The 13,361-nt window shown below is 61.8% G+C and carries 17 protein-coding genes and 1 tRNA gene; 11 read left to right on the plus strand and 7 right to left on the minus strand.

Features of this window, described 5'->3' with window-relative positions:
* Window positions 1–11: 11 nt before the first annotated feature.
* Genes sufU through CEY11_RS00205 form a run of 3 tightly spaced genes read left to right on the plus strand, consistent with a single transcriptional unit; the run spans window position 12 to window position 1,840 of the window.
* Window positions 12–467, plus strand: a complete 456-nt coding sequence (sufU, locus tag CEY11_RS00195; protein WP_088601337.1) for a Fe-S cluster assembly sulfur transfer protein SufU — start codon at window positions 12–14, stop codon at window positions 465–467.
* Between the two features lie 39 nt (window positions 468–506).
* On the plus strand, window positions 507–1,070 hold the full coding sequence (gene sufT / locus CEY11_RS00200; RefSeq protein WP_408608089.1) for a putative Fe-S cluster assembly protein SufT: 564 nt from the start codon (window positions 507–509) through the stop codon (window positions 1,068–1,070).
* Between the two features lie 38 nt (window positions 1,071–1,108).
* On the plus strand, window positions 1,109–1,840 hold the full coding sequence (locus tag CEY11_RS00205) for a GNAT family N-acetyltransferase (protein WP_088601559.1): 732 nt from the start codon (window positions 1,109–1,111) through the stop codon (window positions 1,838–1,840).
* Window positions 1,841–1,933: 93 nt separating this feature from the next.
* Here the strand turns inward: CEY11_RS00205 and gcvA are convergent, their stop codons facing one another.
* Window positions 1,934–2,836 (minus strand): transcriptional regulator GcvA, encoded by a 903-nt coding sequence (gene gcvA, locus CEY11_RS00210; protein ID WP_088601338.1) that lies wholly within the window; start codon window positions 2,834–2,836, stop codon window positions 1,934–1,936.
* A 118-nt stretch (window positions 2,837–2,954) separates the two neighbouring features.
* Between gcvA and CEY11_RS00215 the strand changes: the two genes are divergently transcribed.
* From CEY11_RS00215 to CEY11_RS00240, 6 genes are all read left to right on the plus strand, one after another.
* Window positions 2,955–3,707 (plus strand): RraA family protein, encoded by a 753-nt coding sequence (locus tag CEY11_RS00215; protein ID WP_088601339.1) that lies wholly within the window; start codon window positions 2,955–2,957, stop codon window positions 3,705–3,707.
* Between the two features lie 40 nt (window positions 3,708–3,747).
* Window positions 3,748–4,752 carry a Bug family tripartite tricarboxylate transporter substrate binding protein gene (locus tag CEY11_RS00220; RefSeq protein WP_158215146.1) on the plus strand — a complete coding sequence of 335 codons (1,005 nt, stop codon included), beginning with the start codon at window positions 3,748–3,750 and terminating at the stop codon, window positions 4,750–4,752.
* Window positions 4,753–4,800: 48 nt separating this feature from the next.
* The gene (locus tag CEY11_RS00225; protein ID WP_088601341.1) at window positions 4,801–5,787 is read left to right on the plus strand and encodes a Bug family tripartite tricarboxylate transporter substrate binding protein; all 987 of its coding nucleotides are present in this window, start codon (window positions 4,801–4,803) and stop codon (window positions 5,785–5,787) included.
* Between the two features lie 131 nt (window positions 5,788–5,918).
* Window positions 5,919–6,671, plus strand: a complete 753-nt coding sequence (locus CEY11_RS00230; protein ID WP_158215147.1) for an enoyl-CoA hydratase/isomerase family protein — start codon at window positions 5,919–5,921, stop codon at window positions 6,669–6,671.
* A gap of 142 nt (window positions 6,672–6,813) precedes the next feature.
* Window positions 6,814–7,248 (plus strand): hypothetical protein, encoded by a 435-nt coding sequence (locus tag CEY11_RS00235; protein WP_088601343.1) that lies wholly within the window; start codon window positions 6,814–6,816, stop codon window positions 7,246–7,248.
* 224 nt (window positions 7,249–7,472) lie between these two features.
* Window positions 7,473–7,549, plus strand: a tRNA-Pro gene (locus tag CEY11_RS00240).
* Between the two features lie 280 nt (window positions 7,550–7,829).
* Here CEY11_RS00240 and CEY11_RS00245 read toward each other — a convergent pair.
* From CEY11_RS00245 to CEY11_RS00260, 4 genes are all read right to left on the minus strand, one after another.
* Window positions 7,830–8,411 carry a disulfide bond formation protein B gene (locus tag CEY11_RS00245; protein WP_088601344.1) on the minus strand — a complete coding sequence of 194 codons (582 nt, stop codon included), beginning with the start codon at window positions 8,409–8,411 and terminating at the stop codon, window positions 7,830–7,832.
* Between the two features lie 6 nt (window positions 8,412–8,417).
* Complete coding sequence (locus CEY11_RS00250) at window positions 8,418–8,660, minus strand: DUF5993 family protein (protein WP_088601345.1); 243 nt, start codon at window positions 8,658–8,660, stop codon at window positions 8,418–8,420.
* Between the two features lie 91 nt (window positions 8,661–8,751).
* Window positions 8,752–9,615 carry a serine hydrolase domain-containing protein gene (locus CEY11_RS00255; protein ID WP_088601346.1) on the minus strand — a complete coding sequence of 288 codons (864 nt, stop codon included), beginning with the start codon at window positions 9,613–9,615 and terminating at the stop codon, window positions 8,752–8,754.
* 47 nt (window positions 9,616–9,662) lie between these two features.
* The gene (locus CEY11_RS00260) at window positions 9,663–10,634 is read right to left on the minus strand and encodes a Bug family tripartite tricarboxylate transporter substrate binding protein (protein WP_088601347.1); all 972 of its coding nucleotides are present in this window, start codon (window positions 10,632–10,634) and stop codon (window positions 9,663–9,665) included.
* 180 nt (window positions 10,635–10,814) lie between these two features.
* Here CEY11_RS00260 and pcaQ point away from each other — a divergent pair, with 180 nt between their 5' ends.
* Window positions 10,815–11,753 (plus strand): pca operon transcription factor PcaQ, encoded by a 939-nt coding sequence (pcaQ, locus tag CEY11_RS00265; RefSeq protein WP_158215148.1) that lies wholly within the window; start codon window positions 10,815–10,817, stop codon window positions 11,751–11,753.
* Window positions 11,754–11,910: 157 nt separating this feature from the next.
* Window positions 11,911–12,258, plus strand: a complete 348-nt coding sequence (locus CEY11_RS00270; protein ID WP_233154648.1) for a hypothetical protein — start codon at window positions 11,911–11,913, stop codon at window positions 12,256–12,258.
* Between the two features lie 39 nt (window positions 12,259–12,297).
* Here the strand turns inward: CEY11_RS00270 and CEY11_RS00275 are convergent, their stop codons facing one another.
* Together CEY11_RS00275 and CEY11_RS00280 are read right to left on the minus strand one after the other, a co-directional pair.
* A complete protein-coding gene (locus tag CEY11_RS00275) occupies window positions 12,298–12,600 on the minus strand; it encodes a helix-turn-helix domain-containing protein (protein WP_088601349.1) in 303 nt (100 codons plus the stop codon).
* A 1-nt stretch (window position 12,601) separates the two neighbouring features.
* Window positions 12,602–12,919 carry a type II toxin-antitoxin system RelE/ParE family toxin gene (locus CEY11_RS00280; RefSeq protein ID WP_088601350.1) on the minus strand — a complete coding sequence of 106 codons (318 nt, stop codon included), beginning with the start codon at window positions 12,917–12,919 and terminating at the stop codon, window positions 12,602–12,604.
* Window positions 12,920–13,361 lie beyond the last annotated feature (442 nt).

A 13,361-nucleotide genomic window follows, 5' to 3' on the forward strand; every position in this document is an offset into this window, starting at 1 on the left:
AGGGCTCTGCAATGAGCGAATACGGCGGCGATCTGCGCGAGCTTTACCAGGAAGTGATCTTCGACCACAACCGCCAGCCGCGCAATTTCCACCCCATGCCCGAGGCCAACCACCATGCCGACGGGCACAACCCGCTATGCGGCGACCAGCTTACCGTGTATCTGCGCCTCGAAGGCGGCGTGGTGGCCGACGTCAGCTTCGTGGGCCACGGCTGTGCCATATCCACGGCTTCGGCCTCGCTCATGACCGAGGCGGTCAAGGGCAAGCCGGTGGCCGAGGTCGAGGCGTTGTTCCAGGATTTCCACGCCATGCTTACCGGCCCGGATCATCCAGGGCGCGATTTCGGCAAGCTCGAGGTGCTGTCCGGTGTGAAGGAATTCCCCGCCCGGGTGAAGTGCGCCACGCTGGCCTGGCACACCCTACACAACGCGCTGGTGGATGCCGCGGACACCGCGCAAACGGAATAATGCAACGCAACAACGTAGTAACGCAGCAATGACGAGGCAATGATGATAGGTCGCACTTACGATATAGAACTCACCCGCGACTGCCCGGCGGTTCAGGTGCCCTGGGGCTCGCCGGTGACGCTGGACGCAGGCAGCCAGGCGCAGATCACCCAGCACCTGGGCGGCAGCTACACGGTCATGGTGCGGGGCAATCTGTACCGCATCCAGGATCGCGACGCCGATGCGCTGGGGCTCGAACCCGAAGAAGCCGAACAGGTCGACGCGCCGCAAGGGCCGGCCACGGCTGAATCCGTGGAGCAATCGGCCTGGGAACTGCTGGCCACCTGCTATGACCCCGAGATTCCCATCGACATCGTCAATCTCGGCCTGGTCTACGGCTGTACCGTCAGCCCGCTGGCCGAAGCAGGGCACTTCCGCATCGAGGTCAACATGACCTTGACCGCGCCCGGTTGCGGCATGGGCACCCTGATCGCCGACGAGGCGCGCGCCAAGCTGCTTTCCATAAATGGCGTGGACGAGGCCGAAGTGCAACTGGTGTGGGATCCACCCTGGAGCCGCGAGATGATCAGCGAGGCGGCGCGGCTGGAAATGGGTATGATCTAGGGCCTGTTCGCAGTTTGCACAAAAAGGGGGCCGCCTGCATGGCTACGCGTCGCAACGAGTACGAGCAGCCCGTGGGTTTTGCGGTCGACGGCTGGGCCGCCCGCAGCCTGCCTGCGCGCAGCGCAATCGACGGCCGCTACTGCCGTCTGGAACCGCTGCACATGCGCCATGCGGCGGATCTTTACGAGGCCTACGGCAGCGCCGCCGACGGGCGCGACTGGACTTACATGTCGGTGGGCCCGTTCGCCGCTTTCGAAGACTACCGCAGCTGGCTGGAACATGCCGCAAGCCTGGATGACCCGCTGCATCACGCCATCATCGATCTTGCCACGGGCAAGGCCGTCGGCACACTTGCGCTGATGCGCATTGACCGGGCCAACGGCGTGATCGAAGTCGGCTCTGTGGCCTATTCTCCACGAGTCAAGCGCACGCCCGCAGGCACCGAGGCCCAGTTCCTGCTGATGCGCCGGGCCTTCGACGAGCTGGGCTACCGCCGCTACGAATGGAAGTGCGACAGCCTGAACGCCGCCTCGCGCGCCGCCGCCTTGCGCTATGGCTTCCGGTTCGAGGGCATATTCCGCCAGGCCGTGGTCTACAAAGGCCGCAACCGTGACACCGCGTGGTTCTCGATACTGGACAGCGAATGGCCGGCAATCAAGCGCGGCTTCGAGCAGTGGCTGGATCCGCGCAATTTCGATGCCGCGGGCAAACAATGCCGCAAGCTGGCGGATCTGGTCGGCGAGGCCGTGGCTGCAGCCGGCCATACCTAGAGCCTAGAGCCGCCTGTTCACACTACAAGGCGAGCCGCGCTATTGCGCGGCTCGGCATTTAAAGCATTCTCGTGCCGCGAGTGCGGCGCGGTGCTAGGCCTGTTGCCGCTGGGCTTCGAACGTAGCGGCTTCCTGGGCCAGCCAGGCGCGGAATTCCTGGGCGTAATACTTGTCGGCCGTGGCCTCGGAATGGATCAGGTAGAACGCGTCGGGGATCTTGACACGCTCGGGGAAGGGCGCGGCCAGCGCACCGGATTCCAGATCCTCGACCACCAGCGCGTGCTGCGCAATGGCGATGCCATAGCCTTCTCTGGCGAACTGGTAGGCCAGGCTGACGCTGCCGAAACGTATGCCTTCTTGCGTGTCCGCATGCGCCACCCGCATGGCCCGAAACCAGGTGTTCCAGTAGTCCGGGTGCACCATGGAGTGCAGCAGGGTATGGCGATTCAGGTCGTCGTAGCAGGCCAGGGGGTGGCTCGCCAGGAATGCCGGGCTGCATACCGGAATCAACTCGATGTCGATCAGCTTCTGGCTGGACAGGTTGGGCCAGTTGCCGCGACCGATGCGTATCGCCACGTCGGCGTTGTTCAGGCGGTAGTCGACGGGCGCCAGCGTGGTCGAGAAGGTAACGTGGCATTCCGGGAATTCAACTTGAAATTTCATCAATCGAGGAATCAGCCAGCGCAGGGAAAAAGTCATGGGGCACCAGATGTGCAGCGCATTCATCCGGTTGCGCTGGCGCACGGCCGTGGTGGCCGTGGAAAGCTGCTGCAGGGGTGCGGAAATCTGCTCCCAGTAGTCTTTGCCGCTGGCCGTGAGCCTGACCTCGCGGTGCAGCCTGTGGAACAAAGGGGTGCCCAGGTGTTTCTCGAGCAGGGCGATCTGCCGGCTGACGGCGCCGGCCGTCAGCGACAACTCGATGGCGGCCTGCTTGAAGCTTTCATGGCGCGCGGCGATCTCGAATACTTTGATCGCATACAAGGGTGGCGCGTTCATGGTCGGCTGGTTTTCACTTTAAAAATACTCAAGCTAGAGCGAGTTTATATCGTTTGACCCTGATGCAGGCGGTCTTCCATAATTTCCTGGTCACATACCCTAAGGACGAAGGAAAAAAATGGCACCGAAGGACAAGCCGCTAACCGGCAAGATAGACGCCAGCCGCATCAAAATGATGGAAGTCCCGCGCCCCGAGCAAGGCCTCATAGAAGGCTTCAAGGCGCTCGGAGACGCGTCGTGCGTGGTCAGCGACGTGCTCGACGAGTTGGGCATCACCGGCGTCCTGGGCGCCTCGCTCTACAGGCCCACTATTGCCGGGCGCTGCATCGTCGGGCCCGCGCTCACGGTGCGCAACATCGTGCAGCGCGAGCATCCCTACGAGACCGCGCGCAACAAGGTCAATAAAATGGCCGAGTTCGAAGCCCACAATCTGGCGCTGCCGGGCGACGTCATTGTCATCGATGGGGTGGTCGGCATCTCGAACATGGGCGGCATCTCGGCGCAGACCGGCAAGCGCCAGGGCGAGGCCGGCGCCATTATTTCGGGCGCGATACGCGACGTGGCCCATTCCCGCTCGGTCGACTACCCGGTCTGGGCAACGGAAATCACGCCGGTTACCGGCAAGTGGCGCATCCAGACCGTGGAAATCAATGGCGATATCGACATGAGCGGCGTCCGTGTGTCGCCGGGCGACATCGTCATCGCTGACGACACCGGCGTCTGCTTCGTCCCTATTTCCAGGGCCGCCGAGGTGCTGCGCGCCGCGACCCGCAAGGCTCAGCTGGAACAAGAGAAGTGCAAGGTGATCGACACCGGTATTCCGGTCTATGAAGTCACTCGCTTCCAGACCGATACCGCTCACAAGCAATAAAAGGGCCGGGCGGGCGCCCGGCATTTGCCAGGAATACGATATGACCCTAAGCGATATGACTCTACGGAAAATGGCTCGCCTCGGGTGGGTATCCGGCCTAGCGCTGATGGCGGCGGGCCTGCACGTCACGGCGACGGCGGCCGCCGCGGCACAGGCCTATCCCAGCCACATGATCAAGTTCGTGGTGCCGTTTCCGCCGGGCGGCGGCACCGACACGCTGGCCCGCTATGCCGCGCAAGCCCTGGAAAAAGAGCTGAAGCAGCCCGTGGTGGTCGAAAACAAGCCCGGTGCGGGCACGGTGATCGGCACTTCTTATGTGGCCCACGCGCCCGCCGACGGCTACACGATACTGGTGGGCTCCATCAATACCGCGACCAATCGCTACCTGTACAAGAAGCTGCCCTACGATCCCGCTGCCATCATGCCCCTGGGGGGCCTGGCTTACTCGCCGTCCATCATCGTCACCAGCGAAAAAAAGCGCTTCCATGACGTCAAGGATCTGGTTGCTTATTCCAAGGCGCATCCCGGCAAGCTGAATTTCGCTTCCTACGGCATAGGCAGCAGTCCCCATCTGGGCACCGAGCTGCTGATCCAGGCGACCGGCCTGGATGCTACCCATGTGCCGTATCAAGGCGGTGGCCCGGCGCAAGCTTCCGTGCTTGCCGGCCAGACCGATTTTCTGATGTCCAGCATCCTGCCCGTGTTGTCGCTGATAAAAAGCGGCAGGCTGGCCGGCCTGGGCGTGGCGGCCGACAAGCGCCTGGATGCCTTGCCGCAGGTGCCCACACTGAAAGAGCAGGGCATAGACCTGGCCACCGGCACATGGTTCGGCTTTTTCATCAATTCGAATACCCCGGCGCCGATTGTGCACAAGCTCGACACGGCCTTGTCCGCGGTCATGGCGCGGCAAGGCGTGCTCGACTTCATCGCGAAAGAGGGTGCCCAGGCCATGCCGGGCGGGCGCAAGGCCTTCACTCAATTCGTCACCAATGAAGAGCAGCGCTGGCAGAAGGTGATTCAGCTGGGGAAAATCAGCGTGGATTGACGCCTGACAACAAGCCTGCATGCAGGCACACCAATCGAGGAAGACAAAATGAAAAATCTGTTGATGAAGGTCGCCGTGGCGGCCTGCCTGGCAGCTTCGGGCTCCATTGCCGCCGCAGCGGCTACCTCCGGCTCGTATCCGAACCGGCCCGTCAAAGTCATCGTGGGCTTCGTGCCCGGAGGCCCGACCGATCTCTATGCAAGAATCGCGGCGCATGGGCTGGAGCAGATACTCGGGCAGCAATTCGTGGTGGAAAACCTGGCGGGGGCCAGCGGTGCGATCGCGGCTGCAACCGTAGCCAAATCCAAGCCCGATGGCTACACCCTGCTGGTGAATGTCGTGTCCGACATCATCACCCCGCTTGCCAAGAAAAGCACGGGGTACAACCTGCAGAAAGATTTCGCACCTATAGGCTTGATTGCCGACGCCCCGAACGTGCTGGTGGTGAATCCCAGCGTACCCGTAGACTCCCTCAAGGGTCTGATCGATTACGCGCGCCAGCATCCCCATACGCTCAATTACGGCTCTGCCGGCACCGGCACCGTGAGCCATCTGGCGGGCGCGCTGCTCGGCTCCGCCGCCAAGATCGACATCACGCACGTGCCGTACAAGGGCACCAATGCGGCGCAGATGGACTTGCTGGCCGGGCGCGTCTCAATGATGTTCGACAATTTGACCAATGGCCTGGCCAACGCGAAGGCCGGCAAAGTAAAGGCCCTGGCCATTACGTCCTCGCAGCGCTGGCCTGGCGCCAAAGATTTGCCGACCATGGCGGAGCTGGGGTTCCCTGGCGTGACCATAACTTCGGTTTTCGGGCTCATGGCTCCCGCCGGAACCCCCAAGCCGGTCGTCGACAAGTTGTCGCACGCCCTTGCCAGCGTACTGAAGGACAAAACCTATCAGGACAAAATCATTCAGTCCGGAGCGCAGCCAGGCACCCTGGACGCGAAGGGGTACGGGGACTATATTGCCAAGCAATCCAAGCGCTGGGAACAGTTCCTGCAGCAGCATCCCGGCATCATCCCCGCCAAGTAGCTGACCGCCCTTGCTGCCCGGGCGGCTCGGCCGTCCGGCGGCGCGGTCAGGCGTGGATGCCGGCGGATCAATCGGGAATACGGCAGAATAATGCCTTTGGCGCCATGCTGGCGCATTCCCGGAGAGATTCAATGGATACGATCGCGGATCGCGAGCCGAGCCTGGCAGTCGAAGGGCCCGTGGCCACCTTGACGCTGTGCCGCCCCAGCCAGCACAACCGCATCGCGCCCGAAGACTGCACCGTCATCGACGGCTTGCTGGCGCGCGCCGCGTCCACGCAAGGCGTGCGGGTGCTGGTGATCACCGGTACGGGCGACAAGACCTTCAGCTCGGGCTATACGCTGGGGGCGATCCTGGATCAGCTCGACAGCCGCTTCGAAGACATGCTCGACCGGCTCGAACGCTTCGCGCTACCCACGGTATGCGCGATGAACGGCAGCATATATGGCGGGGCAACCGACCTGGCGCTGTGCTGCGACCTGCGCATCGGGGTGCGGGGCAGCCGCATGCTGATGCCGGCCAGCCGCTTCGGGCTGCATTATTATCCCGGCGGCCTGCGCCGCTACGTGGGTACGCTGGGGCTGGCCACGGCCAAGAAGCTGTTCATGACGGCGCGCGCCATTTCCGACGAAGAGATGCTGCGTGTCGGCTTCCTGAGCGAGCTGGTCGAGCCCGCCGCCTTGCGCAGCACGGTGGACTCCTACGTGCAGGATCTATTGGCCTGCGCGCCGGGGGTGCTGGCCACCATCAAGTCCGACCTGATGGACACGGCTTACTGCACCGCGATCCCCGAGGTGCTGCGCGCTCATTACCAGGAGTCGCTGGCTTCGCCCGAACTGGCGCAGCGCCTGGTGGCCATGGGGGTGGGCAAGGCCGTCAGTTGAGCGATCCCGTGTCTAAATGAAACCAAAATTATCTTTGGTTGACTTTTGTGTAATTAGGTAGAGACTTTCCTATATACAGCCGCATCGGGTTGCGTGTGCGGTAGTGGTGCATGAAGCGCGTATCTCGCAAAGGAAGGTCGTCATGAATCATACCCAAATTCCCGGCCAGCCCAAGCGCTCGGCGCAGCGGGGCTTCGCGGCTTGCGCCGTTCTGGCGATGGCGGCGGGCTTGACGTTCGCAACCGTCTCGATGGCCGATTCTTCGGGCATTGGCACCTATGCGCCCATAGGCAGTTTCACTCCGGTGGCCCCTTATGGCCAGGGCCTGTCGTCAGACAGCCAGAAATGGCCGGCGCTCACATTCAGCTCCGGCATGTCCTCGTCCTCTCACAACGACGCAAGCCAGTCGGGCGTTGCCTTGCATACTCTGGGCGACAGCGTGCTGGCGCGCAACATACAAGTCGGGCTGGCTGCGGGCAACACGGCGGTTCTCACCGGCAGTTCAAGCTCCTTCATTTCCACTGGAAACACGAACAGCGCGTCCCAGACGTCGAACGTGGTGCTGCTCGGCAAATAGCCGCAAGGCCTTGTTTGTCCGCTTGCTTACCCATAGGCTTGCCGGTTGCCGGTTGCCGCTGCCGCAGCGCTTCGCGGAAAGCTCGGCGCACCGTATAAGCGGTGTGGCCGCTGGATAGTGCCCGCTCGCATCTGCGACAAAATATTTATGCTAGAATCTCGGCTTTCGCTGACCGGGGGCGTAGCCCGCGGAAGGCAAGCCGGTAGCCGCAAGGTGTCCGGTATCGGGGCGTAGCGCAGCCTGGTAGCGCACTTGCATGGGGTGCAAGGGGTCGCGAGTTCGAATCCCGCCGTCCCGACCAACAAAATCAAGGGCTTACGTGAGAAATCACGTAAGCCCTTGAGTCTTTCCTGGGGCTGAATTTCTTCCGTACCCCCACGCCCGTACCCACGCCTACCCCAGGTTCTTAGCCTGCCGGGCCTGTTCGTGTCGCTGGGGCTGCTTGCGGTGGCTTTGGTTCGCCGACTTTCCACGATCCCGTAGGGGCTTTGTATTCGTCCACAACGGCAACGTCTAGGCGGCTGGATGCCCAGCCACCCAGGAGTACGGCGCTCGCCGTCTGCTCAAATGCGTCTTCGTGATTATTTTGTTCCGGAGCCCGGCGACAGCCACAGGTAGCCGGTGGGGTCGTCGGGGCAGGGGCCGAAGCCGCATTCAAGAGTCGTCGACAGCGCATTGGCGGCGCTTAGCACCAGAAACAGCCACATGACGAGCGCAACCGCGAAGCCGCTGCGCGACTGCCGAGTGTCGTGCCCAGTGAAGCGCTCGAAAGTAAGCACGACGCTGCAAAACACGATGAGCGCGGCAAATGCGATGAATGCCCAGGTATAAAAATGCAGCCCCAGGAACGGGCTGCCGAAGCCGGCGTCATTGGGAGCGATGTGCAGCAGAATCTGGCGGCCGGCCACGAACATGCCGCCCAGCGCCGAGAGAATGACGATTCCGTAATGCAGGGGCGAAGCGCCGAATCGTATGTTCAACAGCAAGCCTACGCCGGCCATGGCGAAGGCCGCGCGCTGCAGCAGGCATAGGGGGCAGGGCGGCTCGCTGAAAAGTATTTGCCAGGCAAACGCGAACAGCAGCACGGCGCACAGGCCGGCCAGTGCGAGGCAATTGAGGGGGCGCGACCACGGGTGGGCTTGAATGCTTGTGTAGTTTGCCATGGCGCGTTATAGCGAGATAGACAATGTACCGGTCATGTGCTGATAGCACCAGGCGGCAAAAATAATCGAGGTCAACAGCCACAACCACAAACAAGGGCTGCGCCTGCCTGTCAGGCCCAGCCAGAGCGCGATGGCAGCGGTAAGAAAAGGAAGCATCATGACTATAGGGTTTGCCTCGGGGTTGTCCTCGCCGGTGTGGGGGACGATGTTCTGCTTAGCAGGCCATAATGTAATTGATAGTTGTGCCATTGCCTACGCCCCATGCGTGTGACGTCTCGCATGGGCTCGATTTGCGCGGCCTGAGATTGAATCGCTGTTGATAGGGGCTGGATGTGAATGCTCAGCCTCTGTCTTCCAGCATTCCAAAGGCCTGCACCGCCGTGTCGATTCCACTCGATGCAGCGGCCCAGACGGCGCAGGCTGTGCCTTGCCACCCATACACGGCAATGTCGCTGCCCGGGCCGCTGCCGCTATGGCCTATGGGATGCGCGAGCGGATCCGTTGCTTGCAGCATGAGGCCCATACCGTAGGCGGGGTCGGGATAGCGCTCGGTGCGAAACTGCGGAAGGGCTTTGGGTGCCAGCATTCTGGCAAGCGTGCGTTCCTGCATCAATCGGCCTTGCAGCAGACGGAGCAATAGCCGCGCGGCGTCCGTCGCCGTTCCGACGACCAGGCCGTGATACACCCAGCCTGGATGATAGCCGCTGGCATCGCCCATGCAGACGTCCGCAAGATCGCCGGGTGTAGCGGCAAGCCTGGCCGTGGGCAACCCGGCCGGAGCGAAAACGAGATCGGCAAGTGCCTCGGCTAGCGGCCGGCCCGTTATTTGTTCGATCAGGCGCGCGACCTGCCAGTAGCCGATGTTCGAGTAGGCCCAGCCCTGGCCGGGCTCGTAGCGCAACCGGTCTGCATCGATGGCCTTCATCAAGGCATCGATCGTCCACGGCGGGCGACCCGCACGGACGTCAGCATGGTAGGCCGCAAGCAAGCCGTAATCCGGCAAGCCGGCTTCGTGTCGCAGCAGTTGGGCGGGCGTGTACGGCTTGCCATCGACGGTTTCGTCGAGGTCGATCTTGCCGTCTTCCGACAGGCGCAGCAGCGCAATGGACAATGCCGTCTTGGTATAGCTCCACCACGGGATCAATGTTTCGACGCCCGTGATGCGAGCCTTGCCGTCCGCAGCAATGATGGCGCTTGCCTGCATCCGAGTAGCCGTTGCGTAGCGCCGGAAGTCGCTATGCCTATTCGCGCCTATTGAGATTGCAGGCCGATACGCTTGACGACCGCAGTCCACTTTTTGGTGTCTTGCGTGATGCGTTCGGCGCCTTGTTCCGCGGTGGATCCGACGGGGGTGAGATCCAGCGAGGTCAGCTTGCTGCGCACGTCCGGTTCCTTGACGATGTGCTGCGTCGCGTTCTGCAGCAGCTGCTGGATATTGGCGGGAATGCCTTTGGGCGCCATGAGGTATTCGTTGAACGAGCCTTCGATATCGCGCAGCCCGACTTGGGGCAGGGTGGGGACGTTGGGCGCCATGGGCGAAGGCGTTGAAGAGGAAACCAGGAGTGCCGTCAGGCGCCCGCTCTTGACGTGGGGCAGCACGGTGGGCGTGGTCAGGAAGCCGCAATCGACCTGGCCGCCCATGATGGCGGTGACCGCGGGGCTGGGGCCCTTGTAGGGAATGTGGGTCATCTTGATGCCGGCCGCGTCCAGGAACAGCTCGGCGGCCAGATTGCCCGGCGAGCCCCGCCCGCCGGATGCATAGGTCAGGTTTTCCTTCTTGGCGCGCGCCACCAGTTCTTTGACGTTGTGGATATTGCGCGAGGCATTGCAGATAAGTATTTGATTGAAGCTGGCGACCAGCGATATGGGAACCAGATCGGTGCGCGGGTTGAAGCGTTCCTTGGGGTACAGCAGCGGGTTGACCGTGACGGCAGTGCCGGGCGTAACCAACAGGGTATAGCCGTCCGCGTCGGCCCTGGCAACTGCCTGGGCTGCCAAGCTGTTATTGGCCCCGGCGCGGTTTTCGACGACAACCGGCTGCTTGAGCTGCTTGCTTAGCTTGTCGGCCAGGATGCGGGCGACCAGATCGGAGGGAGCCCCTGGAGACGAGCCCGTCAGAATATGGATGGGCTTGCTGGGATACGGGCTTTGCGCCTGGCTGGGTGCGGCGGCCAGGGCGATGGCGCCGGCCAGGGTTGTGAGACAGGCCTTGATGATATGCACGGTTGTCGCTCCATGAAAATTATTGTTGTCGAACCGTAGTTTATGGGATCATTTTGGTTATGAAAAATGAAATTAAATTAAAGGTATTTTCGATCTGGTTATGATATGACCGCTGATTTTGCCCCTCCGGAACCTGTATCCGGTACCGCCACGGATGTCCAGGATACATTTTCAGAGGCCATGTCCGGGCTCGGCCGGGTCAAGCTGCGGCACTTGCAGTGCCTGGTCGCTATAGCCGCCCATCGCCACATGGGCCGCGCGGCAGAGTCCCTGTGTATTTCACAGCCGGCCATATCCAAGACGCTGACGGAACTGGAAAGCCTGCTGGACACGGCCCTGGTCGTGCGCTCGCGGCGCGGCGCCGCGCTGACGGAAAAAGGCTTGGTGCTGCTCGGCTACGCCGGCAGCAGCCTGAGAACCCTGCGCGAAGGCCTGGATCAGATTTCGTCCGCGGTTCGATCCGATGTCGTCACGATTGCCATTGGCACTCTGCCGACGGTGGCTTCCACTGTGGTTCCGCGGGCGGTTCAATTATTCAAGCAAAGCTGGCCGGCGGCCCGCCTGAGCGTGCGTGCGGGGGTCAATGCGGATCTGCTGGCGCTGCTCAAGCGCGGCGAGCTGGATCTGGTGCTGGGCCGCCTGGCGGAGCCCGCCGAGATGCAAGGGCTGTCGTACGAGCATTTCTATGAAGAAGAGCTGGTGCTGGTGGCGCGGCCGGGCCATCCGCTGGCGGTAGGCCATCAGGTCGAGCCGGCGGCCGTATTGGCCTATCCCATGGTGATCGCGCCGGTTGGTACCGCCATCCGGCATAGCGTGGATTTGTTTTTTCTGCGTCATGGGCTGGGCATAGGCAGGGACACGGTCGAGACTGTGTCCGACACGTTTTCCCGTGCGTACGTCTGCAGCAGCCAGGCCGTCTGGGTGATTGCGATAGGCGTGGTGGAAGAAGACCTGCGTACCGGCCGCCTGGTGCGCTTGCCTTGCGTTGCGCTAAATACCAGAGCCTCGGTCGGCCTGACCCTGCGCAGCGACGTGGTGCCGTCGCGCGCGGTTCGAGCTTTGCTCGATAGCGTGCGCCAGGTTGCGGCGCAGCGAGCCGCGGGCGCGAGGCCGTCGTGAGCCTCTTCAGGCTGAATGCCGCTTGGCGGAGGTTTCGTTTGTGATCCTGAGCATGGCGGTGCGCGTCGTCGTTCTTGCGGACGGCTCCTGTGCAGTTTAGGTACGCGTAGTATGCTCTGACCCACCATTACCCGTCTGGACGATTATGATGCCCTCTATGTCGATGACATTGCCCCGATATCTGGCTGCCGCCGTATTCAGTCTTTCCATGGCCTCTGCCGGGGTAGCCCGGGCCGCGCCACATCCGTGCGCGCAAGATGCGGTTGCGCAGGCCTTGAAGCTGCTGAAATTCCACGTGGACGGCGATACGCGCGCCGAGGTCGACGACGATGTGAAGGTACTGCACCCCTTCAAGAATCCCGCCAATCCGAAACAGAAATTCGATGTGCTGGAAGTCTGGGGCAGTGTCTACAAGGGGCAGTACCGCATGCATCTGATCTATGCGCAGATGCCGGGCCAATGCGTATTGATGGGGCAGGAAATCCTGGAGCATGCCTCGCTGTAGTCGTAATAGTGCTGCAATTTACACGCGGGCCATGGTGAATCAGGTTTTCGCGCTCTTTGCATGGCCTGCTGACACCAGCCGGACTACGGCTCGGCTGCCGGTCGCTTCGGCGTACCGCGACAAAGTGCGTAATGAAGGCAAACCGCGGCCGCTTTCCATACGCGCGATGGTAGATTGCGTCGTCTGCATTCTGCGCGCCAGCTGTTCTTGCGTCAGGCCCGCACGGGTACGGGCAGTGATGAGTTCTCTGGCCAGAGCAAACTCGGGGGCCAGGGCATCGTACTCGGCCTTGACCTTGGGATTGGCCAGCAGGCGCTTTTTCAGGCTTGTATAGTCAGTCATGTTATTTCTCCTTCATCCGGGCGTAGGCTATTTCGATAGCCCGGCGTGGGGTTTTCTGCGTTTTCTTTATGAACACGTGAAGTACTGTCAGTTGTTGGGCGGCCTGTGCCATATAAATAGCGCGAGCGATGCCATCACGGCCTGCCAAACGAATTTCCCATAGTTTTCCCTCCACGATGCGTACATGGGGCATACCGACGCGTTGCGGCCCCAGGTCTTCCAGTAAGTCGACGATACGCAGGAATCGAGCCTGCATGTCTTCGGGCAAGGCCAATAATTCCGCTTCTGCTTCGGGTATGAGAACGATACGCCATGCCATAATTTTATCTCTTTTTTGCTATGTATGAAGTTAGGCTAGCACCTTCGAAGCCGTACGGGCGCCATGTGAGACACAACCATCATCGGCTAATTGCGGTTTCGAAGCTTTTGCTTGCATTTTTGGTGGTTTTCCCTGCGGGTTCGGCGCTGGGGGCTTTGGTATAAAGACGGCTGGAATAGCTTTATCAAGGCCTAGTGCATGTCTGTTCGAATCTTGTGCCGTTGTGGTGCGGCGCTGTTCTTTGTTTTGCTTGCTTCGGGGTGCAGTTCATCCGGCACTTCGAGCGCTCGTCGCGACACGCTGTTGGGCAATCAGTGCAAGTGGAGTCCTCGCAGCTGCGATTACTCGGGGCCTTATGATCCGGGCGAACGGGCGTATGCCGAGAAAGAGGCGGCACGCTTGAACCAGGCCGAAACGGAAAGGCTGCGCCATATCAATTTGT

It is taken from the genome of Candidimonas nitroreducens, assembly GCF_002209565.1.
Taxonomy (GTDB): Bacteria; Pseudomonadota; Gammaproteobacteria; order Burkholderiales; family Burkholderiaceae_B; genus Candidimonas; species Candidimonas nitroreducens.